The organism is Ruminococcus sp. 1001136sp1 (assembly GCF_039841815.1).
GTDB lineage: Bacteria > Bacillota > Clostridia > Lachnospirales > Lachnospiraceae > Blautia_A > Blautia_A faecis.
Genome location: NZ_JBDPGY010000008.1, coordinates 176,033 through 200,258 on the forward strand (window position 1 = coordinate 176,033; position 24,226 = coordinate 200,258).

The 24,226-nt window shown below is 43.3% G+C and carries 20 protein-coding genes and 2 pseudogenes; 4 read left to right on the top strand and 18 right to left on the bottom strand.

The window, feature by feature from the left end; genetic code table 11:
* Positions 1-35: 35 nt before the first annotated feature.
* The 4 genes from ABHC48_RS09130 to ABHC48_RS09145 all read right to left on the bottom strand — a co-directional run bounded on the left by ABHC48_RS09130 (position 36) and on the right by ABHC48_RS09145 (position 3,448).
* A complete protein-coding gene (locus tag ABHC48_RS09130) occupies positions 36-461 on the bottom strand; it encodes an ATP synthase subunit I (protein ID WP_118582119.1) in 426 nt (141 codons plus the stop codon).
* Between the two features lie 86 nt (positions 462-547).
* On the bottom strand, positions 548-811 hold the full coding sequence (locus ABHC48_RS09135; RefSeq protein ID WP_118582116.1) for an AtpZ/AtpI family protein: 264 nt from the start codon (positions 809-811) through the stop codon (positions 548-550).
* 664 nt (positions 812-1,475) lie between these two features.
* Positions 1,476-2,576: a substrate-binding domain-containing protein gene (locus tag ABHC48_RS09140; RefSeq protein WP_195699586.1), complete on the bottom strand. Its 1,101-nt coding sequence runs from the start codon at positions 2,574-2,576 to the stop codon at positions 1,476-1,478.
* A 140-nt stretch (positions 2,577-2,716) separates the two neighbouring features.
* The gene (locus tag ABHC48_RS09145) at positions 2,717-3,448 is read right to left on the bottom strand and encodes an RluA family pseudouridine synthase (protein ID WP_118582110.1); all 732 of its coding nucleotides are present in this window, start codon (positions 3,446-3,448) and stop codon (positions 2,717-2,719) included.
* A gap of 1,182 nt (positions 3,449-4,630) precedes the next feature.
* On the opposite strand from ABHC48_RS09145, the pseudogene ABHC48_RS09150 reads away from it, so the two are divergent.
* Positions 4,631-4,681: pseudogene (locus ABHC48_RS09150) on the top strand (hypothetical protein); the annotation flags it as partial.
* Here the strand turns inward: ABHC48_RS09150 and ABHC48_RS09155 are convergent.
* Together ABHC48_RS09155 and ABHC48_RS09160 are read right to left on the bottom strand one after the other, a co-directional pair.
* Positions 4,664-4,723: pseudogene (locus ABHC48_RS09155) on the bottom strand (DUF6783 domain-containing protein); the annotation flags it as partial. The pseudogenes ABHC48_RS09150 and ABHC48_RS09155 sit on opposite strands and share 18 nt — an antisense overlap.
* 168 nt (positions 4,724-4,891) lie before the next feature.
* Positions 4,892-7,150, bottom strand: coding sequence for a hydratase (locus tag ABHC48_RS09160; protein WP_195699587.1), 2,259 nt, complete (start codon positions 7,148-7,150; stop codon positions 4,892-4,894).
* Positions 7,151-7,429: 279 nt separating this feature from the next.
* Between ABHC48_RS09160 and ABHC48_RS09165 the strand changes: the two genes are divergently transcribed.
* Together ABHC48_RS09165 and ABHC48_RS09170 are read left to right on the top strand one after the other, a co-directional pair.
* On the top strand, positions 7,430-7,705 hold the full coding sequence (locus tag ABHC48_RS09165; RefSeq protein ID WP_118582107.1) for a hypothetical protein: 276 nt from the start codon (positions 7,430-7,432) through the stop codon (positions 7,703-7,705).
* Positions 7,702-8,526 (top strand): transglutaminase-like domain-containing protein, encoded by an 825-nt coding sequence (locus ABHC48_RS09170; RefSeq protein WP_195409034.1) that lies wholly within the window; start codon positions 7,702-7,704, stop codon positions 8,524-8,526. The genes ABHC48_RS09165 and ABHC48_RS09170 overlap by 4 nt, the downstream gene beginning before the upstream one ends.
* A gap of 86 nt (positions 8,527-8,612) precedes the next feature.
* On the opposite strand, the gene ABHC48_RS09175 is transcribed toward ABHC48_RS09170, so the two are convergent.
* The 8 genes from ABHC48_RS09175 to ABHC48_RS09210 form a co-directional block, all read right to left on the bottom strand.
* On the bottom strand, positions 8,613-9,230 hold the full coding sequence (locus ABHC48_RS09175; protein ID WP_195699588.1) for a ribonuclease H family protein: 618 nt from the start codon (positions 9,228-9,230) through the stop codon (positions 8,613-8,615).
* A 128-nt stretch (positions 9,231-9,358) separates the two neighbouring features.
* Entirely contained in the window at positions 9,359-10,315 is a 957-nt protein-coding gene (locus tag ABHC48_RS09180) for a D-2-hydroxyacid dehydrogenase (protein ID WP_195699589.1), read from the bottom strand.
* 303 nt (positions 10,316-10,618) lie between these two features.
* Positions 10,619-11,257 (bottom strand): hypothetical protein, encoded by a 639-nt coding sequence (locus ABHC48_RS09185; RefSeq protein WP_173716849.1) that lies wholly within the window; start codon positions 11,255-11,257, stop codon positions 10,619-10,621.
* Positions 11,258-11,689: 432 nt separating this feature from the next.
* Positions 11,690-13,057 carry a UDP-N-acetylmuramoyl-tripeptide--D-alanyl-D-alanine ligase gene (gene murF / locus ABHC48_RS09190; protein ID WP_187565141.1) on the bottom strand — a complete coding sequence of 456 codons (1,368 nt, stop codon included), beginning with the start codon at positions 13,055-13,057 and terminating at the stop codon, positions 11,690-11,692.
* Between the two features lie 42 nt (positions 13,058-13,099).
* Positions 13,100-14,134, bottom strand: coding sequence for a D-alanine--D-alanine ligase (locus tag ABHC48_RS09195; protein WP_173716847.1), 1,035 nt, complete (start codon positions 14,132-14,134; stop codon positions 13,100-13,102).
* Between the two features lie 196 nt (positions 14,135-14,330).
* Positions 14,331-15,731, bottom strand: coding sequence for a L,D-transpeptidase family protein (locus ABHC48_RS09200; RefSeq protein WP_195699590.1), 1,401 nt, complete (start codon positions 15,729-15,731; stop codon positions 14,331-14,333).
* Positions 15,732-16,047: 316 nt separating this feature from the next.
* Positions 16,048-17,328 carry an aminotransferase gene (locus ABHC48_RS09205; RefSeq protein ID WP_173716845.1) on the bottom strand — a complete coding sequence of 427 codons (1,281 nt, stop codon included), beginning with the start codon at positions 17,326-17,328 and terminating at the stop codon, positions 16,048-16,050.
* Between the two features lie 116 nt (positions 17,329-17,444).
* Complete coding sequence (locus ABHC48_RS09210) at positions 17,445-18,305, bottom strand: class I SAM-dependent methyltransferase (protein ID WP_173773551.1); 861 nt, start codon at positions 18,303-18,305, stop codon at positions 17,445-17,447.
* 326 nt (positions 18,306-18,631) lie between these two features.
* Between ABHC48_RS09210 and ABHC48_RS09215 the strand changes: the two genes are divergently transcribed.
* Positions 18,632-18,820 carry a hypothetical protein gene (locus ABHC48_RS09215; protein WP_118582078.1) on the top strand — a complete coding sequence of 63 codons (189 nt, stop codon included), beginning with the start codon at positions 18,632-18,634 and terminating at the stop codon, positions 18,818-18,820.
* 120 nt (positions 18,821-18,940) lie between these two features.
* Here ABHC48_RS09215 and ABHC48_RS09220 read toward each other — a convergent pair whose 3' ends face one another.
* The 4 genes from ABHC48_RS09220 to ABHC48_RS09235 form a co-directional block, all read right to left on the bottom strand.
* Positions 18,941-20,314: a radical SAM protein gene (locus ABHC48_RS09220; protein ID WP_195699591.1), complete on the bottom strand. Its 1,374-nt coding sequence runs from the start codon at positions 20,312-20,314 to the stop codon at positions 18,941-18,943.
* A gap of 12 nt (positions 20,315-20,326) precedes the next feature.
* On the bottom strand, positions 20,327-20,911 hold the full coding sequence (locus ABHC48_RS09225; protein WP_118582072.1) for a DUF308 domain-containing protein: 585 nt from the start codon (positions 20,909-20,911) through the stop codon (positions 20,327-20,329).
* Between the two features lie 165 nt (positions 20,912-21,076).
* Positions 21,077-21,658: a TetR/AcrR family transcriptional regulator gene (locus tag ABHC48_RS09230; protein WP_173770092.1), complete on the bottom strand. Its 582-nt coding sequence runs from the start codon at positions 21,656-21,658 to the stop codon at positions 21,077-21,079.
* 133 nt (positions 21,659-21,791) lie between these two features.
* Complete coding sequence (locus tag ABHC48_RS09235; protein WP_195699592.1) at positions 21,792-23,909, bottom strand: EAL domain-containing protein; 2,118 nt, start codon at positions 23,907-23,909, stop codon at positions 21,792-21,794.
* Positions 23,910-24,226 lie beyond the last annotated feature (317 nt).

Consider the following 24,226-nt stretch of genomic DNA (forward strand, 5'->3'; position numbering starts at 1 on the left):
ACCTGCTGAATAGTTACATAAAATTGTATATATCATTATGCGGCCTTCCTCCCCCCAATGATTCCAACTGTCTTGATCACAATGTTTGGAAAAAGCAATGGTAAGATTCCGGCTACAAACTGAAAACAGGGAACCGCAATCGCCAGAACGCCCCAGATAAGCTGAAGCATCATTCTCTGACTATAGCTGGCCTTCATCTTCGCTGCAGCCTGTTTATCGTCCTCCATGGAAACTATCTTCTGAACGGTCAGTCCCATAAGGAAAAAGTTCAGTACTGCCACCATCCCGCCAATAAATCCGGCGAGAAGCACTGTATAATCAAACGGAATCTGCTCCGGCACTGCCAGATGTCCGATTCCAAATACAGCCCACATCAGGACTACGCATACAAATGTACCAATCGCCACCTTCTTCGTCTCTTTCCTCACTGCCGGCTGCACATCTGCAAACATTTTGCTCATACAAATCTCCCTTCTGAAACGTGTTTGAAAAAGGTTTTCTGCAAAATGTACGTCACACTTTGCAGGAATGATTCCTCAAACACACTCTAATGATGTCTGTTAAATGAAACTTTATTCTTCTTTTTCTCTTTCTTCTGATGTCCGGTTACGGACAGGTAAAGCTTATAGGCTACTGTAAAGGAGCCTCCCAGTCCGAAAAAAAAGCCAGGAATAAAAATCCATTCTCCTATTCCCAGGCTGGTACTCATCCACCAGCAGATCAGCAGGCACAGAAGCAGAGGAGTGATAAAGGATAAGCTAAATTGACTAAGCAAAGTCATATTCTTGATAATATCTCCCCATTTTTTCATAAAAGCCTCCTGTCTCAAGTCTCATTTTATAGACAGATTTTAACACAATTCAGTATGGATAGCAACTTCTATTGTGCACATTATTTAAAAATTGACTTCCATTTTATTGCATATCGTCAATTTTTTCACACTTCAAAAAGTAATTACATGCTAACAAATTCTTGTTATTTTGTCGTTATACAATCGTTAAACATTGACTAAAATTCAGACACGGCAGGTAGTATTGTCTAGTACATTGAATATTAAGTAACCGCCATATTGACTTGTCTGATTTTTCATCTGCTGCGTTGTCGTCGGTCGCCGTAGCCACCGCTACGCCTCCTTCCTCCGCCTTGCATATGAAGAAATCATCCTGTGTCAATATAGCAGAAACTTAATTTTCGATGTACTAGAATGTGTTTGAAACAGGCTCTGACTGCAATATCCTTTGATATACAAAAAACTGCCTTGTATCAGCATTCCCATTCCTGGTAAATTCATGCTGTACAAAGCAGTTTCTCTTTCATAGTTTCTTATGAACCGCACTATCTTATTTTAGAGCGTATTTATAAAATCATTCTCGCAATCTGCACGCCCCGCTTTGCGACATATTTTGCCCAAATTCGTAGAGCGTGTTTGTGAAATCATTCCTGAAAATTATGACGTGCCTCTTATGAAAGCTATTTCAATTTGCATACAAATAAGAACTGTATGTAGGATCATCAATGTTTGAGGAATCAATCCATGCCGGGTCGATACGCACATTCCGCTTGATTTCCACACTCTTCTTTGGTGCTGTAGTCAAAAGTGCTGTCCAGATGGTCTGATATCCCATCGCGTAAGGCTGCTGGGAAACCACACCGACCTCTTTACCATTCCGGATAGCCTCCTGTTGTTTCGCTGTGGCATCCACACCAACCATCACAATGGAATCCTTTGTCTCATCCCTTTTCATGTCCAGATACAGATCGGCAATATCTGCATTATCGCAGAAAACACCGTCCAGCTGCGGATATTTGTCAAGAACCTCCTGCATGGCAGCTGTCATATCATCTACCTGATCCTGATAAACAATCTCCACAACTTCAATATCCGGATAATTGGTGATATAATTGGTAAAACCGCTTACACGTTCCTGAATGCTCTGCGTCTTTTCCTGCGCAGAAAAGACTGCAACCTTACCCATTTTTCCGATGGCTGTGGCTAATCTATACGCAGCGATTTCGCCCACCCTGGTATTATCCGTACCACGAAATGCACGGACCATCTTGCTGTCTGTAACACCAGAGTCAAATGCCACAACCGGGATTCCATTCTCCTTGGCAGCTTCCAGCTGCGCCTGAAGGGAATCCATATCGCTGGCAGAAACACAAAGTACATCCGGATTCTCTGCAATTACCGCATCTATGGTATTTACCTGGCTCTCCACATCTTTCTCATCGCTGGCGCCTTCAAAGGTCATGGTCACCTGATCTTCTTTCTTGAAGCCATATGCCTCGTTTACATCGGCAATTGCCTGCTCCATTCCTTTCTTAACCAGTCCCCAGAACTCTCCGCTTGTACTCTTGCTTACAACTGCCACCCGGGATCCTGCCTGGAGTTCTACAGATGTATCAATTTCAGGAATAAGAGGATCCTTTTCTTCCTGGGCTTCTTCTGTGGATTCCGTAGTCTGCCCGTCAGAAACCAGTGGCGCGATCACTTTCTCCACTTCTTCTTTCTTACAGCCTGTGAAGGTGCATAATGCAGCCAGAACAACAGCAGGTATCACTGCTACTTTTTTCATTTTATTCACTCCTCATCTGAATGTTTAAAGTTTTTCATAGAAACTTTTTATAACTATTTTTCGCAGTCTTCATCTTTGTTTAATCTTGCTTTTACATTATACACAATTTCGGTTCCACGTCTATAGTTTTTATGTTTTTTTCACATTTGCGGGATAGAAATCCCCTTAAATTCCGCCCCTTCCGGATTTGTCACGAATTTCATCACCTTTCCGGTTATCGGATGGAAAAAGGTGAGGCTTGCAGCGCACAGAGCCAGGCTGCCTGCCCCGATGGTCACATTCGTTCCGGCACCATATTTCCGGTCACCAGCCAAAGGCATTCCTGCATGAGCCATCTGAACCCGGATCTGGTGATGACGGCCTGTATCCAGATGAATTCGAAGCAGCCATTTTTTCTTTCCGGAAATTGCATCCACAGCTTCACCGAGAACCTCATAGGAAAGTCTGGCTTTCTTCGCACCGGGAGTGTGCGCATTTACCACGGAAGAAGTATTGGATTTTCCATCTTTTTTCAGATAATCCTCCAGAACTTTTTCTTTTTTCCCAGCCTCGGCCTGCTTTCCATATGTTACTGCCAGATAAATTTTTTCCATCTTTCCAGCTGTAATCTGTGCACTTAACGATTTCGCAGCCTCAGGTGTCTTCCCAAATACAAGAATACCTTCTACCGGCTGATCCAGCCTGTGGATTACTGCCAGATATGGAATCCTTCTCCCACCACCGTCTTGCATTGCCAGATAATTTTTCAGGCTGCTCTCCAGATCCATGGCACCGATTCTTGCATTCTGTACCGCAATTCCCGCTGGCTTACGGCAAACTATAATTTCTTTATCTTCGAAAAGAATGTAGTCCTCTATTTTCCCACTAAACATCGTCTGCTTCCCTCATAGTTTCCAATTTTCTCTGCTCATTATAGCGGATTAAAGCCTGATTTACAAGCTCACACTTTCTATTCCGGTATGCTTTATGCTGCATATCGGTTCCTGTTCACTTCGTATCCAATACATCATCCCGCTTTTTTGTCTCTCACAGCATGGAAAAGGACGGTCATCATTTTACTTATATTTCAAATGATGACCGTCCTAAAATTCTTCAGTATTCAATGGTCTTTTCCTCGTTTTTCAAATTGATTTACAATTTAATATTTACGTGGTCTTTATTCAGTTGTTCTATATTCAGTTTTAAGTTTTTATTTAAAATATCTTATCTTATTTCCTGCTCATAAACGATATGATGTTTATCATTCGGTTTATTTAGAAGTTTGATAGATTGAAATTATAATTCACGTTTTATAATTTCTTCTGCAGAAATATCGGATATACTTCTCAGGCTCTGAATCATTATCATAAACAATTTCAAACTTAATTCGGTTAAATCCAAAACCACTTACTGGTTCATATGCTCTCTTATATGTATTATACAAAAAAGTTTGAGCGGAAGTTCCTGATCTATTTCTGACTGGAATATCAATTATGATATTCTTCTAATGCAAAGTTTCGATTCATATTCTAAAGGTTCAATAGGAATCTCAAGATATCCTGCTTATCTGTGATAAGGGGTTATATCCTCTGGAGAAATGTTTCTTTACACAAGTTCCAGATCTTTGTATTAGTGGTGGACAGTTATTCAATATAAGTAATCGCTTCTATTTACCTTGGATACGTTTATAAGTATCAGCTGAATCAAGTGATACTTTATTTTCTATTTACACGGTTCTCGTATCAGGTCTTCTTGCAGGAAATGCGATTCCTGTCTCTCTTATATTGATTAGAAAGATTTTATGTTCCCATTGGAATCACTAAGCTCCTTTCTTTATGAAGTTGTTTTTCTTTTCTTTTGATGAGCTTATATTACCATCTCCCGTCTTATTTGTCAATACTTTTTCGTGTATTTTTTGTTTTATTTCTGTTTTATTTTGGTGCTTCACGTTGTATTTCTGTGTTTTTTACTAATTATTGTAATTATTCAGAATATTTGTTTATATAACAAGAAAGGCTCCTTTTTGCAAAAGTCTAAATAGGTGTTTAAAAAAGGCTTTCTGCAAGATATACGTCATGATTTGTGGGAGATTTTGTCCGGTTGAGGGTATCATAGCGGGCTACGACAACCGAATTCGGGAAAAATATACCGCAAAGTGGGACGTGCAGATTGCGGAAATGCTTTTTTAAACACGTTCTAGCCTATGTAGAAACACATTGAGCGATATTTGCCTTTTCGTTGCAGTGTGATCATACCATGTAGAACTTTTTATGTAACAGGGAATTCTGATAAAAAGGCAGGTCGCTCTCAAAAAGAATGACCTGCCTCATAACATTTTATTTTCTATTGTAATTGATCAGACAGCCTTTCAGGATGATTTCCCGCTCATCATCTGTCAGCTCTCCAAGTGTTACAGTAAATGGAACCAGTCCGCTCTCTTTTACCACATAGCCGGTAATGCAGTCGGCTTTCTCTTCCACAGCCTTGCGGATTTCCGGGAAGAACAGGTAATCACCGTTTACAAACGGAAGATCACCGGCCGGGATCAGGAATGGAAGCATTCCCCAGTTAATCAGGTTGGAACGGTAACGTTTGGTAGCGTATTCGTTGGCAATGTTTGCCCACCCGCCAAGTACTTTCTGACAGGAAGCAGCCTGCTCACGGGCAGAACCATCTCCGGGCTTCACTGCGAAAATAGTACTTCCAACGCCAAGATTGCCTTTGCCAGCTTCCGGATACTCTTTGTTCACCGCTTCCATAACCGGCTTCAGCTCTGGCAGTGCATCCAGCGGACATTCGCCGTTCTCAATGGCATGCTCTGCTTTCTGAACCTCTTTTGCCCGTCCAACATAAGCCGGATCCTTTCTGGAAAGAGTAAACTCAGCCAGTCCAAGAGGATTGGAACGGTAGGAGGAAGTCTCACCGGACGGGATCAGCTCGTCGGTAGTAGTTACCGGATCGTGAATTTCGGAAACAACCTTCAGAACCAGATTCTCTGCAAGTGCCGGCATCTTCGGCCAGTCTTTGATGTTCGGTCCAAACTGGATCTCAACAGACGGATCAGCCACGCCCTTGCTGTCAAATACACGGTTATCGTAAATCGTTTTATCAAAGAAATATTTCTGTCCTCTGTACTCTCCTGTGAAATTCTCAGCAGAGGTAAGGAATCCCTTGTTTGCAGCTGTAGCAGCGATAGAACGGGCATCCATAAGTGCAACAGAAGAAATCTGACCATTCTGGATCTTGGAGCCTTCACGGTTCGGGAAGTTTCTGGTGGTATGGCGGATACTGAAAGCATTGTTTGCCGGAGTATCTCCAGCACCGAAGCATGGACCGCAGAATGCAGTTTTCACAACAGCACCTGTCTCAAGAAGATCTGCCAGAACTCCATTCTTAGCCAGCTCCATATAAATCGGAGTACTTGCCGGATATACGCTTAAAGTAAAGGCATCTGCACCGATGCTGGTTCCGCGGAGAATATCCGCTGCAGCACAGATATTCTCAAATCCACCGCCTGCACATCCTGCAATGATTCCCTGGTCAACATAAAGCTTTCCGTCTACAACCTTATTACGGAGAGTATAAGGAACCTTGCCGTCCAGACTTACCAGAGCTTTTTTCTCAACATCGGCAAGGATGTCATCCAGATTTGCATTCAGTTCATCAATTGTATAAGTATTGCTTGGATGGAACGGCATAGCGATCATTGGCTTGATCTCGCCAAGGTCAATCTCCACACAGCCGTCATAGTAAGCCACATCTCCCGGTTTCAGCTCTTTATAGCTCTTGGCTCTTCCATGGATCTCGTAAAACTCCTGAATCTTCTCATCTGTCTGCCAGATGGAGGAAAGGCAGGTAGTCTCAGTAGTCATAACATCGATTCCAATACGGAAATCAGCACTTAAATTAGCTACGCCAGGACCTACAAACTCCATTACTTTATTCTTCACATAACCATTTGCAAATACTTTACCAATGATAGCAAGAGCAACGTCCTGCGGTCCTACGCCCGGACGGGGACTTCCTTTCAGATAAATAGCAACAACTCCTGGCATATTGATATCATATGTCTGGGAAAGAAGCTGCTTCACAAGCTCCGGTCCCCCCTCTCCCATAGCCATAGTTCCAAGAGCGCCATAACGGGTATGGCTGTCTGAGCCAAGGATCATCTTGCCGCACTCAGCAAGCATTTCGCGGGCAAACTGATGGATAACTGCCTGATGTGGCGGAACATAGACACCGCCGTATTTTTTCGCACAGGTAAGACCAAACATATGGTCATCCTCATTAATAGTACCGCCAACTGCACAGAGGGAGTTGTGACAGTTTGTCAGAACATACGGTACCGGAAAACGCTCCAGTCCGGAAGCACGTGCAGTCTGGATAATTCCTACAAAAGTAATATCATGGGATGTCAGTTTATCAAATTTAATCTGAAGCTTGTCCATATTACCGGAAGTATTATGGGCTTTTAAAATAGAATAGGCAATGGTATTTCTTGCTGCATCTTCTCTGGAAACAGGAAGCTGGGCTTCAGCTGCCGGAATGATTTCCTTTCCATTCTGCAGATACACGCCAGTATCATATAATTTCATAATAAAGCTCCTCCTCATCTTGAGAGATTTATAAGTAACAAATATTATGCAGCTGTTCACCAGCAACATTCTGAGAGGTATTTTTTGTGAACAGCAGCAACATTATCGTTAATTATAGTAGATTTCTCCGAAAGGGTCAAGCAAAAACACTTTAGCGTGCTAAAAAGCTTTTTTTGCAAAAAATGGTCTGTAATTTTGCTCCACATTTCTGTTGCAACTTTTTCAAATCAGTGATAAGGTAGAATCTACCAACACTGAAATAATGGGAGGTGTTCTAAGATGTTTCGCCTTTGGGGACGAATCTGGAAAGATAACCATATGCTGAAGGATACCGTGATCTGTGATGACCGCCAGGAGACCAGAACGCACAAGGTTTTTCACTGTCTGGAGCAGATCTGTTATGAGCTGGATCTGGGAAATCCGATCTGGCTGGATACTACGGTGCGGGATTTTAAGAAGCACAGTAAAACACGTTTTTATCAGGATAATTTTATTGAACAGATTGACTTTGATTACCTAGAAATACAGGTAATAGAGGAAGATGGAGGAGAATGATGAAAAAGACAAAAATGTTTATGCTGGTTCTCACCAGCGCAGTACTTGCCCTTACTCCGGTAACTGCAAACGCAGCTGAAGCTGCACCTTCTCAGGTAACGGAAACTGTTATTGCCACCCCTTCTCCGACGCCCAAAAAGCCACAGAAAAAAGGCTGGGTGAAGACCAAATCCGGAATCAGAAGATACTATCGAAAAGGAAAACGCCTCACCGGTTTCCAGAAGATTGGCAAGAATTATTTCTATTTCAGTGCCAAGGGAACCCTATTAAAAAATACTACTGTTAATAAAGGTTACAGGGGATTTACTTACTACATCGACAATAAAAGTCATGTAATCGGCAGAAAAAAGGGTTCTACCTACTATACTGCCAGCGGAAAGAGAATGACTCAGGTTCAGATTGCCAACCTCCGCTCCAAGCAGATTGCAGCAGAGATCACCAATTCCAGCATGTCCAAATCCCAGAAGCTTCAGACATGCTTCAACTGGGTGATCAAGGGCTATTATAATATCTGGCGTGATTTTGACCAGGGCGGCAAGGACTGGCCGGCTACTTTTGCAAATGACCATTTTCTCCATCACAACGGGGACTGCGTTTCTGACGCTGGCGCATTTGCTTACCTCGCCAAGGCAATCGGATACAAGAATGTTTATGTATGTGCCGATGCTGTGCAGAGCAACAACAATGCCCACGCATGGTGCGAGATCAACGGGTATGTTTATGACCCGCTTTTCGCAGAGGCAAAGAGTTACAGCAAGTATTACGGTGCAACCTATGGTTCTTATGGACTTTACCCGGTTTTGAAATATAAGATTTCATAAATGGTTAATATTCGCTGTACTGGCTGCAGTAACTAAGTTCAGACAAAATATATGCGGCGCACAGATTACAAAAGCTCCCGGATCCGCTACAGGATTCCGAGAGCTTTTTTGGCAAGCTGGTCAGCCATATCGTTGTATTTGTCGTTGGAGTGTCCTTTTACTTTTACAAAATGGACTTTTACTTTCTTCACGGCTTCCCGGTAAAAGGCCTGATACGCAATTGTTCCGGGTTTGGTAGCTTTCCAGGCACCGGTGCACCATTTGGCAATGCCTTCATAATCATGGTAAATGGTGATTTCCGGAATATTATGATCCACAGCATACTGCATTGCCGCTTCGGAGCCTTTGATTTCTCCTGCTACATTATGCATCAGTGCCAGCTCTTTGTCTGTCATTTTTTCGCAGAATGTGTGCTCTTCTCCATCCTTCAGGATGACCATTCCGTAGGAAAATTCGCCGGTGTCAGAGCGGTAACTGCCATCTACGTAGGCAATCACCTGGTCTGACGCAGGTTTTTCTGCCCTGGGAAGTGTATCCGGGATGCCCTCTGCATTCACACCGGCAAATGCCTGTGCCTCTTCCATAGTGGGAAAGCTCTTAAATTCTGCTCCCGAAAATCCCGTGACCTGTTTCTGACACTCTGCCCAGGTCATAAATACACCTGTTTTTCTGCCTGTTCTTACTGCATAGTATTTCTTTGCCATGTAGTCTCCCTTCTGTATCAGACATTCTCAAACACTTTTTCTTTAATTATAACGAAACTGTTTCTTATCTTCAATAATAGATTAGAGCATGTCCACAACACACTCTAATCTATCCCTGGCCCGAAACTTTAATATACCCTGTTTGTCCTGTCGTCACGTTGGAACCGCTGAATGTTTTTCACCACTTCATCCACTACGCGGAATCTGGTCTCTTTCGCAGCCCATGCAATATGCGGAGTAATGATCAGTTTATTGCTGTCCTGGATCTTAAGAAGCGGATTCTCCGGATCCATTGGCTCTTTGCAAAGAACATCAAGGCCTGCACCTGCAATGGAGCCTTCGGTAAGAGCTGTATACAAATCTGGCTCATTTACAATGGCGCCTCGCGCAAGATTCAGGAAAATAGCGGATTTCTTCATCTTGCGGAATTTTTCCAGTGTCATCAGATTCTCCGTGTACCCGTTCAGCGGTGCATGGACGGAAAGAATATCAGAGCGGGAAAGAAGCTCATCCAGGCTTACCTGTTCATATTCTGTATTGTATTTCTTCCCGGAAGCGGAATAGCAGATAATATGGCAGCCAAATGCCTTGGCAATCTGCGCCACCCTGTTTCCAATTGCGCCAAGACCGATAATTCCCCAGGTTTTTCCATCCAGCTCGAAGAAATTCTGTCCGAAATGGGAGAAACAGGTTCCTCTTGCATATTCTCCGGATTTTACGTAATTGTCGTAATAATTCAGTTTTTCCAGAATATAGAAAAGAAGAGCGAAGGTATGCTGTGCCACTCCGTTTGTAGAGTATCCGGCAACATTGTAAGCTGCAATTCCCCTCTTTTTCAGATAGTCTCCATCCAGGTTGTTAAAGCCTGTTGCGGTCAGGCAGACCAGCTTTAGGTTCTGTGCTTTTCCAATGGTAGACTCGCAGATTGGAACCTTGTTGGCCACGATCACATCTGCGTCTTTTGTCTTTTCTTCCATTTCATCTGCTGTTGTACTTCGATATATTACTACTTCGCCCAGTGCCTCAAATGGAGTAAATACCATATCCTGTCCCAGGCTGTCTGCTTCCAGAATTACAATTTTCATAATGTGCTCCTCGCTTTCTTCTGTGCTCACTTATATAGTCGTGCGTTTCCTCATCTGTTTTATAAAATACCGTTTTCTCCGGGAAAATGCAATCCCAAACTATAAAATGTACAATAAGTGTTACTATCCTGTTATTATTCACTGGTGATGTTCTGCGAGGTGTTTTTTGTGAACAAAGTTCACAGAACCCCCGAGAATTAAGTTTGCGCAGCGTGTTGCTGTAAATGGGGAAAACAATAATCCCCAAAATACAAGAGCGCAAGGCTGATAGTGCTTGCGCCCTCATCTACCATTCTGTAATTGTCAAGCCATAAATTCCCGGATAATTTCCCTCATAATCTTCTCTTCCTCAGGAGTCAGCATCTTACTGAAATGACTTCCGGAAGCAGCTGTCTGCTTGATGCTACTGGTAATCTTATCCACGATTTCTTCCTGTAAAACAGGGTCCGCTTTTTTCGCGGCTGGAATCTCTTCTGTCCAGCTTCTCATCTGCTCCACATAATCTGCCAACGTATCCATCACCAGCTCTTCTTTGTAAGAAAAATCCAACGCCTGACGTAAGAGCAATAACACCACCGGTACAGTGGCGCCCACATACAGATAAGTCAGAGGAAGTCCCTCTTCTATCCTTAACGTCTTGGAAAAATAGATGGCACAGCCAAGAATCACAGTGGACAAAAGTGCCGGATACCACACCAGCCGATTCATTCTGTGAAGAAGCCTGTCCCGTGTTTTCCAAAGTCTCAGCCATTTTTCCTTCAGGCTGATCCGCTGACTGCTGCCTGCTCCTTGGGTGTTTTTCGTGCCTGTGTTTTTGCTTCCGGTACTTTTCAGCATTCTTCTGTAGGTGAGGTTTGTCGTCAGCATTCCAATTGCTCCAAGGGTCCCAAGGGCCGCCATACTGTAGAGCAATATCTGCAGATCCATAATTTTCTCCAGCATAATGTCCTCCCATGCTTTCTTTCAAATTGGGAAACTGTTCAATATCTTTGCACCGCAGTTCTCTTTTTTTGTATGAACCTGATTTCAAAAAATACCTGGCGGAACATTGCCAATAAACAGTAACCTTTTACGAACATTATACCGCTGTCCTGTTCTGTATGAAACATAAATCGTTCGTCAAATTCTCGGTGAATCCCGCTTATCCTGTGGTTTCTCTGCATATTTTCCTATTTTATGATCACTTATATAAAGACTTTCCGCAATATATCAATTAGTTTTTGATTTATTGCGGAATAAGTATGATATATTGCGGAATAGCATTGATTTTTCGCGCTATAAGTCAAATATATCGCGGAAATAAATGTAAATGCCCCTTAAACAGATTCTGATTATATCTACAGAGTCTGCTTAAAGGGCAATACATTATCTTCCCTACATTTCCTGCAATGCAGCTACCACTTTCTCAAATTGCATAAAGTGAGACGCCTTTACCAAAATGGTATCACCGGTCTGCACATAATCAGACAGATGGGACAAAAGGCTGTCACGGTCCGGTTCTTCTATAACGATAAGCTCCGGGTTCTTTCTCGCCATCTTCGCAATGTTTGCGGAAAGAGGGCCAGTGCAGATGCAAACGTCAATTCCACACTGGGCTGCATGCTCGCCTACCTCTGCGTGAAGCTGAACTTCATTCTCTCCAAGCTCTCCCATGTCGCCTAAGATTGCCACTCTTCTGCCAGCACCATCTTTCAGCACATCCAGTGATGCTTTCATGGACATTGGGTTGGCATTATAACAATCGTCTACGATAAGGAAACGGTCTGTCTCGATCATGTGGAATCTGCCGCTGATGGCTTCCAGGGTCTCAATTCCATGACGGATCTGCTCCAGCGTCAGTCCGTAAATACGACCAACTGCAGTTGCTGCCAGGGCATTGTATACCATATGACGGCCAGGCATTGGGATGTCCGTTGTAAAAGACTCCTCCCCTACGTGAATGCGGCAGGTCATGCCTTTCAACCCTCTGCTCACGATCTCATCCGCATAAATATCCTTATCTGACTCCATACCGAAGAATACAGGCTTAATTCCTTCATATTCTTTCACAGTGCAAAGCTTATCATCGTCACCGTTTAATACAATATGTCCATCTTTTTTCAGATATTTAAAAATTTCGGTTTTCGCTTTCAACACACCGTCTCTATCACCCAGGTTCTCCAGATGGCAGGTGCCAATATTCGTGATCACACAGGTATCGGGTCTTGCAATCTTCGCAAGTCGGGTCATCTCACCAAAATCGCTGATTCCCATTTCCAGAACTGCGATCTCATCCTCGTCACGAAGGCGGAATACGGTGAGTGGAAGACCTAACTCATTGTTAAAGTTTCCCTGTGTTTTCAGGGTACGGTATTTCTCTTTCAGGACAGAGGCAATTACCTCTTTTGTACTTGTTTTTCCCACACTTCCGGTAATTCCAACAACCGGAATCTGAAGCTGCTGCAGGTAAAATTCTGCAATGTCCTTTACAGCCTGAAGGGAAGATTCTACCTTGATATATGGGAAATCAGCATTCTCCAGGATTCTCTCAGATAAGGTAGCAAGCGCACCTGCCTCCATCACCTGGGGAATAAATTTATGGGCATCTACACGTTCGCCTACGATGGGAACAAATAAGGTTCCGGCTTCTGCTTTCCGGCTGTCTGTTGTAATAGAGGAAACCTCCTGCTCCAGCTTGTCAGACGGTCCGGAATAAACACCGCCGCAGACCTTGGTCAGGTTTTCCAGGGTAAGATTTTTCATTTTATTTAATCCTTTTTATATTTAATATAAACATTCGGTATATTATTCGTACTTCTTTAAAGAAATCCGGATCAGTTCCTCGCAAAGCGTCGGATAATCCATTCCCAGTACCTTCGCCTCCTGAGGAATCAGACTGGTAGGAGTCATTCCCGGAAGGGTATTTGCTTCCAGACAGTACATATCTCCGTTCTCTTTCATCATGAAATCCAGACGGCTGTAGCCAGTAAGTCCCAGTGCTTTCGCTGCCTTCACTGCATTCTCCTGCATTTTTGCTGTGAGCTCCGGAGAAATCTCAGCCGGGCAGGTCTCTACAGTAGAGCCAGCCTGATATTTGTTCTTGTAGTCATAGAATCCCTGGATCGGAGCAATCTCGATGATCGGATACGCCTTGTCATCCACAACTGCAACAGAAAATTCACGGCCTTTGATATACTCCTCCACAACAATGTCCGCGCCATACTGGCATGCATCTGTAAGAGCCTCTTCGTATTCTTTCTGATCATTTACAATATAAACACCTACGCTGGAACCGCCGCAGCTTGTTTTTACAACTACCGGGAATTCCAGTCCATGCTTAGCAATGTCTTTCTCCAGATTGTCTCTTGTCATGGTAAATCCGCCTGGGGTAGGAACATGGTTCATCAGGAAAACTTCCTTGGTGATACGCTTATCCATAGCCATGGCACTGCTGAGATAACCGGTTCCTGTGTAACGGATTCCCAGCAGGTCAAAGGTAGCCTGCACCTTTCCATCCTCACCATTTGCGCCGTGAAGTCCAAGGAACACAATGTCACATTTTTCACAAAGTTCCAGAACATTTGGTCCGAAAAAGCTTCTGCGTTTTTTCTCCATCTCCTTGATCTGCGGATTGAAGCTGCTCATATACTCTGCTGCTTTTTCCACATCATATTCAGCCGGGAAAGGATTCTCCCAGTCTACATTCTCAACTCCACAGAAAATATCTACAAGTATTGCCTCATGACCTTTCTGGCGCAGTGCACCGCAGATTCCGGTACCGGATACAATGGAAATCTCTCTCTCCGTACTGGTTCCTCCAGCCAAAACTACTATCTTCATAATCTTATATCTCCTTTTTTGTTCGTAAACGTAACTGTTCAGTTCCTTCACAGTTACACGCTTTGCCATGCACAGGAATCATGCATTCGCATGATTTCGCGCTGAATTTCCGTGGGGCGTGCAGATTGCGGAAATGATTTTTCAAACAGACTCTAGTTTTCCCAAAACACCTCGCGGAATATTCTCTACTGAATAGTTAATCATACACAACCACCGGCATGCCAACCTCAATATTTGCATAAATCTCGGCCGCCTTGTCATATGGAACATTTACACATCCATGGGAGCCTTCCCACAGATAAAGATTTCCTCCAAACTCAGACCGCCAGGAAGCGTCGTGAATTCCCACATTTCCTGCAAAAGGCATCCAATAGGTCACATTTGCCTCATAATCCTCTCCTGTAAGCACAGCCGGAGATTCCTTGGCATCCAGTGCATAACAGCCTGTAGGAGTGCCACAGCCTTCAATATCCGGATTTCCGCTTACAATAGGTGTGTCCACGATCGGAGTTCCCTTCTGGTAAAAAACAAGACGCTGGTTTGTCAGATCTATCTCTAAGTAGGTGGAACCAATATCATTGGTTCCGCGACTATAGCCTGAATACAGATAAACAGGCTCACGAACCTGGGTAACACCGCTTTCGATAGCAGCGATCAGCGCTTTTACTTCTTCGTCCTGATCGATCACCCAGCCGTAATCGCCGCCTTTAATTTCCACCTGGCGATTATCGTAAGTCAGAAATGTCCTGGTCTGTCCCATAGTATCATATTTCAGCCCAAGGTCTGCCACATACTGCCGCACCAGATTTTCATCCAGTATCACATTGCCATCCTCATCATAACCGAACCAGTTCTTGATCAAGGTACGGTCCACAGTCTCAGTACGATCAGCAAAGTCATAAGTTATGATCACCTTGACAAGCTGGTTCATTTTTTCACAATTGGCTTTCAGCTGTTCATCTGTGCTGTATACCGAAGGCTTCCGGTAGCAGCTCTCGTTCTCCAGATTTACAGAAGTTTTTCCCCGGAGCATGGCTGCAGAAATCACTTCCTCCGTCTTAGTGCGATCCAGAGCATTTCCCATTACTTCCGGAATGATTTCAAAAGTATCTCCGGTATCCTGGATCTGGGCATCCACAGGCTGGACTACATTCTCTGGCTGCATGCATTTCAGATTATCAACAGCCTGCCCCATGAGCTCCACGTTATAGCTGAGGGATTCTGAAATATCATAATTCTTATCCTGGTTAAAAGCAAGAAACCAGGTAAAGCGGTCCTGGTCTTTGATCAACTGCTTCACAATGCCGGTAGACACATAGGAAAGCCCCACATCCTGGGCAGAAATTGCTTCTTGACCGTTTTTCATGGTCTCCACAGCAAGAACATAAGCGCCTACACGCTGGTTCAGAAGGTCCTCGGTATCTTCTGAAGCCATATAGGAACAATTAAAGCCATTTACCATAGATCCTGGAAGAAAATGACTGGAAAAGTAGTACACGCCATATCCATAGGCTCCTGCTGTAAGAAGCAGCAGCAAAACCACAAGTAAAATAACAATCGTTCTTCCTGCGCCTGCTTTTTCCTTATTTTTTGCCATAAATTCCTCCCTGCTTATGATGAATTCTTATTGCCTTTACACGACCACATCTTCTGTTTAACCTTATGTAGGAAATAAACTCCATAGTCGGCATTTATTTCTATCTTCCAAATGCAGACGGGTAAAGACAATAAAAAGCAGATGATTACTGTTCACAGATAACAGTAGATTACTCTGCCTCTTTTTATATGCCAGATCAGGTACTTTTCCTGATCTGGCATGGTTACATTCTATGCGCAAATTTCCGATTTCAGAGCCTGTTTGAAAATAGCGGCTCACCTTTTACGGAAAGGTTACCGTTCACAGCAACACGCTTTTAGCCGAGAAGTTTTTCTACACTGACAAGTTTCACACAAAGTACGAATACCTGTGCTGCTTTGCCAAGATCCTCAAGTGTAGGGAAGGATGGTGCAATACGGATGTTGGAGTCTTTCGGATCCTTGCCGTATGGATAAGTAGCACCTGCGCCAGTAAGGATAACACCAGCCTCTTTTGCTCTGGCTACAATTGCCTTTGCACAGCCATCCAGGGAATCAAAAGAGATGAAATATCCGCCGTGTGGCTTTGTCCACTCACCGATTCCAAGTCCGGAAAGTTCTTTGTCAAGCGTATCCAGAACCAGCTCGAATTTCGGGCGGAGGATATCTGCGTGTTTTCTCATGTGGGCGTGAAGTCCGTCAAGATCCTTGAAAAATCTTACGTGACGGAGCTGGTTCAGTTTATCATGACCGATGGTCTGAACCTGCATATATTTGCGGAAATCATCCAGGTTTGCCTTGGAAGCTGCAACGGCAGCAATTCCGGAGCCTGGGAAGCTTACCTTGGAAGTGGATGTAAATTTATAAACAAGATCAGGGTTACCAGCTTTTGCACACTCACCAAGAATTTCAACCAGGAAATCCTGATTATCATCATAGAGATGATGAATGCTGTATGCATTATCCCAGTAAATACGGAAGTCCGGTGCTGCCGGTTTCAGTCTTGCAAAACGCTCTACGGTTTCTTTGGAGTAAGTGTAACCCTGTGGGTTGGAGTATTTCGGAACACACCAGATTCCCTTGATTGCTGCATCTTCACTTACCAGCTTCTCTACCATGTCCATATCCGGTCCCTGTGGAGTCATCGGAACATTGATCATCTCGATTCCGAAAAATTCGGTAATCTTGAAGTGACGGTCATAACCTGGTACCGGACAGAGGAATTTCACCTTGTCAAGTTTGCACCATGGAGTATTTCCCATTACACCCTGAGTCATGGAACGTGCGATACTGTCGAACATAACGTTCAGGCTTGAATTTCCATATATGATAATGTGTTCCGGATCTACCTCAGACATTTCTCCAAGAAGACGCTTGGCTTCCGGAATACCGTCGATCACACCGTAGTTACGGCAATCTACTCCAGTCTCGCATTTCAGATCTGAATCGCCCTTCAGAACGTCCATCATTTCCATAGAAAGTTCCAGCTGTGCATTGCTTGGCTTTCCTCTTGACATATCAAGGGCAAGTCCCTGTGCCTTGATCTCTTCAAATTCTTTGTCCAGCTCTTTTTTCAGTGCCAGAAGCTCTTCATGATTCATTTCGGTATATTTTTTCATAAATTCCTCCTTCGGCAATTGCCTGTTTGGTGTATCCTCCTCGTATATCTTTTCCATTTTAGTATGCTAAATTGTCGGTTGTCAAGTGTTTGGCTCTATTTTATATAAAATCCCCCTTAAACTGCTTCCCATCTTCCAGAAGCACCGCATGGCAATACCAGCCCATTTGACTTCACCGGAAGGCCAATTTCCTGGGAATCTACATGTCCCTTATACTTCTTCATCTCTGTTGCCAGCATATAAGTAAGTACAGCCGGAGCAAGTCCGGTGGTGTAGGAATTGATCAGGAAAAACAGGGGATCATCACTGAGAATCTTTGTGCAAAGCTTCACAAGGGGATGAATGGCATCCTCAATTTTCCAGATCTCGCCTTTCGGGCCTCTTCCATAGGAAGGCGGATCCATGATAATTGCGTCATAGTGATTCCCCCGGCGGATTTCACGCTCTACGAACTTCACACAGTCATCTACCAGCCAGCGGATTGGTGCATCCGCAAGACCACTTGCTGCCGCATTCTCTTTCGCCCAGGTAACCATTCCCTTAGAGGCATCTACGTGTGTAACGGATGCACCTGCGGCTGCCGCCGCAAGAGTTGCACCACCTGTATAAGCAAACAGATTCAGAACCTTGATCGGTCTGCCAGCCTTGCGGATCTTGTCTCCAAACCAGTCCCAGTTTGCTGCCTGCTCCGGGAAAAGACCGGTGTGCTTGAAGCTGAATGGTTTCAGATGGAACGTAAGATTCTTGTAATGAAGATCCCACTGCTGGGGCAGATCAAAGAACTCCCATTCACCGCCTCCCTTGGAGCTGCGGTGATAGTGTGCGTTCATCTTGCGCCATCCTGGCTCTGTCTTCGGTGTATCCCAGATTACCTGCGGATCCGGACGGACAAGGAGATATTTCCCCCATCTCTCCAGTTTCTCGCCGCAGGAAGTATCAATTACTTCGTATTCTTTCCAGCCATTTGCTATCCACATTTTATTTTTACCTCATTTTCTATTATTTCGCACAAAAGTCCTAAATGTCATCCATGAATCATATCTGTATAAGTAAAATCATGAATCATTTATAGCACGAATGCGGACAACCCCTGGGAATCGCCACAAACGCAATGTAACTGACTTTCATTTCGCCTAATATCAAAGAACAAATTTATGATAGCAGAAAACTGTACCCACGTCAATTTTGTTAATCTTCTTCCCTGAAAAAGTGCCCAAAAATCTGCCTCACTTTTTTCGGATTTTTCCCATTGAACCACATATTTTTTCGCACTATAATCACATTAAAAAGGAGCGTGATTCAAATGTCAGAAAAGACTACCGATAATAAACTTCCTTACACCTGTACCTCCGCCTACGACCGCAACGCCTGCAAGGGCTGCGTCTGTTCCACCTGCTATGAACAGGAATTCTGCGACAGGTGCAGCAGCTGCGAAAATCAGTCGAAGCGCAAGGAGCGCTGCAATGCTTATGAGGGTGCATACAATTATTAGTCCTCTGTTTTTTTCTCCTCATGCACAAAAAAGTCTGAGTACAGATGCCGTTTCAAGCGACATACTATACTCAGACTTTATTATGAAATCATTCTTTCTGCATATTCCTGCAGCAAACTATCAGCATCTGGCTTTTTCTGCCTTTTCCTTCTGTCTCTCATCCCACAGCTGATCTGCTCTCTCTTTCCAGCAGGCTGCATATTTATCACATTTGCCGCAAAGATGCTCTGCACTCTCCGGTGACTGAAGATCAGTTGATTTCGCGCCGGTCTCTGCAACTAATTTACGCAGGATCTCCGGATTCTCCAGCATTGGACATGGACGAAGCATGTTCTCGTTGAAAGGCTGGTTATCATGATAAGCCTGGAAAATCGGGCTCTTCAGTGCGTCCAGAAGAGAAGTATCTTTGATATTGCAGTTTGAATAATGGATGAATACACAAGGCTCCACATCACCATTTGCATTAATATGCAGATAATGTCTTCCACCTGCAATACATCCATGTACAAATTCAGCATCATTCTGGAAATCCAGCGTAAAGATTGCTTTTGTGCTTCTGAATTTACGAATTGCATGATACATTTCTTCTCGCTGGTCCGGTGTAAGAAGAAGCTCCGGTGAAGCATCATTTCCAACTGGCATGTAATGGAAGAACCATGCAAATAATGCACCACAGTCAATCAGCTTGTCAAAATATTCCTCACTGCTTACACTGTCTACGTTCATGCCTGTATAACAGGTGGAAACTCCAAATGGAAGACCTCTGTCCTTCAACAGTTTCATTGCATGCATAACCTTCTGATAGATTCCCTCTCCACGGCGTCCGTCGTTGGCTTCCTCGGAACCTTCCAGACTGAATGCCGGAACGAAGTTCTTTACTCTTAAGATTTCATCACAGAATTCCTCATCGAAAAGTGTCCCGTTTGAGAAGGAAAGGAACTCACAATCCGGATGCATCTCACAAAGTTTAATAAGATCCTTCTTACGTACAGTAGGTTCACCACCGGTATAAATATACATGTAAACACCAAGCTCTTTACCCTGTCTGATAATGGAGTCAATGGTCTCCAGATTCAGGTTCAGCTTGTGACCATACTCTGCTGCCCAGCATCCTGTGCAATGCAGATTACAGGCACTTGTAGGATCCAGAAGGATTGCCCACGGAACATTGCAATTGTTCTGTGCAGCAACCTCTTCCTGTCTTGCACTTCCCTTTAAGCTGGCATTTACAATAAAGTTCTGGAAAAATACTTTTCGAACACCTGGATCCAGCTGATACAGGTTCATGATCAGCTTATACCAGTTGCTGTCTGTGTCCTGGATTGCATTACGAATGGCATCTCTCTGACCTTTATACCAGTCCTGCGGAGTGAATTTATCTACCAGCTCCATCAGCTTCGGAATGTTTGTCTCCGGATCCTTTTCCAGATATTCTAATGCTTTTGTTACAGCACCTTCCATAGCGGCCTGTTTTGCTTTATCAATCAGTTTCATAATGCTCCTCCTTTAAATTTCTCTGAATTCATCTTCCCAGACTACATTTTCATTCTCACGGATTTTCACAGTGTATACTACCACGCAAAGCTTCAGTATTCCCTCCAGCAGAAATGCCACGCCTGTAAAAATCACAGTCAGCTTTGCACCTCCTGCCGGATCAACAAGAAGAAGCATTCCAAATATTCCGGTTGCTACTGCAATAAGCAAAACTGCCCACCAGAGCTTCAAACCGAATTTTTTCGCTTCCACTGACATTTGGATCCGAAGCAATGCATCGGTCAGAATCACAAGACCGAAAATCACGAAAATCAGTCTTAATATGGCTTCCCTTCTCACCAGAATCAGAATTCCAACTGCAATCATGAGAATTCCGAAGCCAAGGTCAAATTGAAAAGCCAGACAGTAAAAATCTCTGGAAAAATATCCGATTATTTTTATAATTCCATCTGCAATAAACAGAATTCCTGCAAGAACACAAATTATTTTCACGGCTTTTTCCGGAACAGCCATCAAAAAAATTCCCAAAGCACAGAAAACAACTGCTATCACTATATATCCATTTCGTGCTATTTTCAAAGTTCCTGACGAATTCATTCTGATTCTCCTTTCTGCTTTTCATGGATTTATTATAGTAAGATAAATTTCAAAAAGGAACGGACAAAAAAAGGACTGTGTCTGAAATTCAGACACAATCCCATATTTGCCTAAAAGCTTACCGCATTTCCATTTTCCGAGGAAAAAAGCAGATTTACAAATTCCCTATACGATTTTCAGATAAACAGGTTTGGTTCCTGCCGCCTTTTCCAATGTTTTCTCAAAAGTATTTTCATAGAGTTCACGCAGCTTCTCTGCATATTCTGTCAGATCATAAGACATCCTGTGATCCATCCAGTCCAGAATCACTCCGATCATTACACATTTATAAAAATGCATGAGCACCTTCATATCTTCTTTTTCCATAATTTCTTCTTTAAAATTATGTACGATATACTGCTTTATAACATACTGGCACATTTTATCCAGTGCACTGGTAAACGTTTCTCTCTGCACGGAACAGTAAATATGGAGCATGGCCTTCTTGTTCTCTCCGATCAGCTTCACCAGTACCTCAAGGCATTCCAGCATAGAATCCACTTCCACCGGATGTTCAAAAGCGTTGTCTACTTCCCGAAGAAGAGCTGATTCCACAACATCAGAAATATCGCGGAAATGATAATAGAAAGTATTCCGGTTCACACCGCAGCGCTCCACAATATCCTTCACTGTAATTTTCGCAAGAGGTTTCTCATTAAGCAGTTCAAACAAAGTCCTGATAATAATTTCTTTCGTAAAACCAGACATTTTCTCACCTGTCACCTTGAAATGAAGCCGGACAAAAGCCTAATCGGCTATGTTTCCGGCTTGTTAAGTTATTATCACAGATTATGCCACAAACCAATTTAAAATGCAAGGACAACGCGCCCTTGCATCTACATTAGTTTCCCCTGTTCTGATAAAACATCAATTTCTGGAACTGATTCATTTCTTCGGATACGTCCCGCACAGCTCCATAAAACATTTTATGTCCATCCTGTTCTCTCAGGAAAAATGCCTTGATATTTATCCATATATACTGACCGTCTTCTCTTCTGCGGCGCACAGTTCCCTCTGCACCTTCAGCCAGTCTCTGGAAAGACCGCTGGAAAATATTCTGCATTTTTTTCCTGTCTTCCGGGTGTATTGCCTCCATGACCTGAACATTCTCTGCCAGATCCACAGGATCCTGTCCAACCAGCAGACAGTATTTATCATTTACCTGCAGCAATTCCACATTGTCACAATATACATCATAAATGGCAATTGGCCCAAGAATATTATTCAGTATGCTGTCACTTGCCAGCTCAGACTGAAACAGATCCTTGAAACGCACATGCTCAATTTTTCGTGCCTGAATCCCCCGGTAATCCACATTATTCTCGTCATTGAGAAGTATTTTTATTTCTTCGACTGGAAGAGGCTTGTAGAAGAAATAGCCCTGACCATAAATACAGCCCATATTCAGCAGATAGTTGATCTGGTCTTCCGTCTCAACTCCCTCTGCAATCATGCGAAGTCCCATAATATTTGCCATTCTGGTAACAGCCTCAAGAATTCCCATTCCCTTGTCCATGGTATTCTCATCCATTTTCAGAAACTTCATGTCAATCTTCAGAACGTCTACATTTACATCCTTCAGCATATTCAAAGAAGAATATCCGCTTCCAAAATCATCCATCAGAACGGTAAAGCCTGCATTTCGCAGTGCCTCTGCCACACCGGTGATCACCTTATATTCTTCTACATAAGCACTTTCTGTAATCTCCAGCTCTACATATTCCGGCGGAAGCCCATATTTGCGAACCAGATTTTTAAAATGCTCTACTACATCAATTGCATAAATATCCACACTGGATACATTGACAGAAATAGGAATTACCTTGTGTCCGCTTTTTATCCAGTCCTGCAGCGTCTGGCAAACCTGCTCCCACACCTTCATGTCCAGTTCTGTGATCAGTCCGTTACTCTCCATAACCGGAATAAAATATCCAGGTGCCACAATTCCCTTCTCAGGATGCTTCCAGCGCACCAGAGATTCCAGTCCGACGATCTTACCTGTGTTCAGATTACATTTCGGCTGAAGATAGTAGATAAACTCATCTCTTTCCAGACCGGCCTGCACTTCAGCAAGGAGCACATGATTATTCTCCAGGCGTGTCTTCATATCTGAGCTGTAATAAGCACAGCGTACAGCATAATTTCCCTTTACTGTCTCCTGCGCAAGAATTGCCCGGTCATACATCTGTGAAGCACTGAGACTGATATCATCAATTACATAAAAACCAAAAGCAGGAAGGAATCCGGTATGTCCACCGTATGCACGCACAAATCCGGTAATACGGCATTTCAGATTTTCGAGAACTTTTTCATCATTTGGAAGAACAATTACAAAGTCATCCCCACCCATATATCCGGCAATCCCGCCAAATTCCTGACGCATTTTATTAAGATGCGCCCCGATTTCTCTCAGGAGCTTGTCACCTGCCACCTGACCATACCATTCGTTAAAAAGCTTAAAATGTTCAATATCAATGGCTACCAGACAGTATTTCCCTGCCGCAGTTTCATTTACTCTGAGAAAAGTTTCTGTCTGTGTAAAAAAAGGATTTCTGGCAAATAAGCCTGTAAGCTTATTCTTCTCAGTCTTGCCCGGGTTTCTCCGCTCCATAATCTCCTTCTTCATATTTACAAAACGGCAAAGATTATCCATATCTTCCTCATAAATATCCTTTGCCAAAATCACATGACAGTTCCTTGCTCCCGGCCACTCGACCTCTCCGGCATTGATTTTCAGCCATTTTCCCTGATCTTCATTATAAAATAAATCGGTCTTCCGGTTCGGATGTGCCAACGGGCAATTACGACAGGGCTTCTCTCTTCCCCGAAACTTCTCATAACAGATCTCGCCAGGCTTAAAATTCGAAAACTGTTTCGCCAGTGCTTTACTCATATACTGAATTCGATATGACTCATCTACTATGTATGTAATTGTCTCAGTTCTCTTCTCCTGTCTCATACGCGTCCTTTTCCATTTCTGAATGTAAATCCAAAGATTAAAACTATTAAAAATATTATAAGCTATTCCTTTTCAATACGCAACATGTCAACTCGCGAAAGTTTTTCTGTTTTTTTTAGGCATAATGACACATATTACAATAAAGCTAAGAAATGCTCCCGCCAAAAAACAATAGAATCTATTGGCTGGCTGAATGAATTGGAAAAACAGTATGATGACCCTATTGCTCACTTTCAAAAAAGAGTGGAGCAGCTAAAAGCTGACAAAAGCCGACAATATTGTTGCATTTAGCGGGGCTTTCTTTTACACTTATATTT

Bases quoted from the DNA above. Each gene is read 5' to 3' on its own strand.
- ABHC48_RS09130 (WP_118582119.1), bottom strand. From the start codon at position 461: ATGAGCAAAATGTTTGCAGATGTGCAGCCGGCAGTGAGGAAAGAGACG.
- ABHC48_RS09135 (WP_118582116.1), bottom strand. From the start codon at position 811: ATGAAAAAATGGGGAGATATTATCAAGAATATGACTTTGCTTAGTCAA.
- ABHC48_RS09140 (WP_195699586.1), bottom strand. From the start codon at position 2,576: ATGAAAAAAGTAGCAGTGATACCTGCTGTTGTTCTGGCTGCATTATGC.
- ABHC48_RS09145 (WP_118582110.1), bottom strand. From the start codon at position 3,448: ATGTTTAGTGGGAAAATAGAGGACTACATTCTTTTCGAAGATAAAGAA.
- ABHC48_RS09160 (WP_195699587.1), bottom strand. From the start codon at position 7,150: ATGAAATTATATGATACTGGCGTGTATCTGCAGAATGGAAAGGAAATC.
- ABHC48_RS09165 (WP_118582107.1), top strand. From the start codon at position 7,430: ATGTTTCGCCTTTGGGGACGAATCTGGAAAGATAACCATATGCTGAAG.
- ABHC48_RS09170 (WP_195409034.1), top strand. From the start codon at position 7,702: ATGATGAAAAAGACAAAAATGTTTATGCTGGTTCTCACCAGCGCAGTA.
- ABHC48_RS09175 (WP_195699588.1), bottom strand. From the start codon at position 9,230: ATGGCAAAGAAATACTATGCAGTAAGAACAGGCAGAAAAACAGGTGTA.
- ABHC48_RS09180 (WP_195699589.1), bottom strand. From the start codon at position 10,315: ATGAAAATTGTAATTCTGGAAGCAGACAGCCTGGGACAGGATATGGTA.
- ABHC48_RS09185 (WP_173716849.1), bottom strand. From the start codon at position 11,257: ATGCTGGAGAAAATTATGGATCTGCAGATATTGCTCTACAGTATGGCG.
- murF (WP_187565141.1), bottom strand. From the start codon at position 13,057: ATGAAAAATCTTACCCTGGAAAACCTGACCAAGGTCTGCGGCGGTGTT.
- ABHC48_RS09195 (WP_173716847.1), bottom strand. From the start codon at position 14,134: ATGAAGATAGTAGTTTTGGCTGGAGGAACCAGTACGGAGAGAGAGATT.
- ABHC48_RS09200 (WP_195699590.1), bottom strand. From the start codon at position 15,731: ATGGCAAAAAATAAGGAAAAAGCAGGCGCAGGAAGAACGATTGTTATT.
- ABHC48_RS09205 (WP_173716845.1), bottom strand. From the start codon at position 17,328: ATGAAAAAATATACCGAAATGAATCATGAAGAGCTTCTGGCACTGAAA.
- ABHC48_RS09210 (WP_173773551.1), bottom strand. From the start codon at position 18,305: ATGTGGATAGCAAATGGCTGGAAAGAATACGAAGTAATTGATACTTCC.
- ABHC48_RS09215 (WP_118582078.1), top strand. From the start codon at position 18,632: ATGTCAGAAAAGACTACCGATAATAAACTTCCTTACACCTGTACCTCC.
- ABHC48_RS09220 (WP_195699591.1), bottom strand. From the start codon at position 20,314: ATGAAACTGATTGATAAAGCAAAACAGGCCGCTATGGAAGGTGCTGTA.
- ABHC48_RS09225 (WP_118582072.1), bottom strand. From the start codon at position 20,911: ATGAATTCGTCAGGAACTTTGAAAATAGCACGAAATGGATATATAGTG.
- ABHC48_RS09230 (WP_173770092.1), bottom strand. From the start codon at position 21,658: ATGTCTGGTTTTACGAAAGAAATTATTATCAGGACTTTGTTTGAACTG.
- ABHC48_RS09235 (WP_195699592.1), bottom strand. From the start codon at position 23,909: ATGAGACAGGAGAAGAGAACTGAGACAATTACATACATAGTAGATGAG.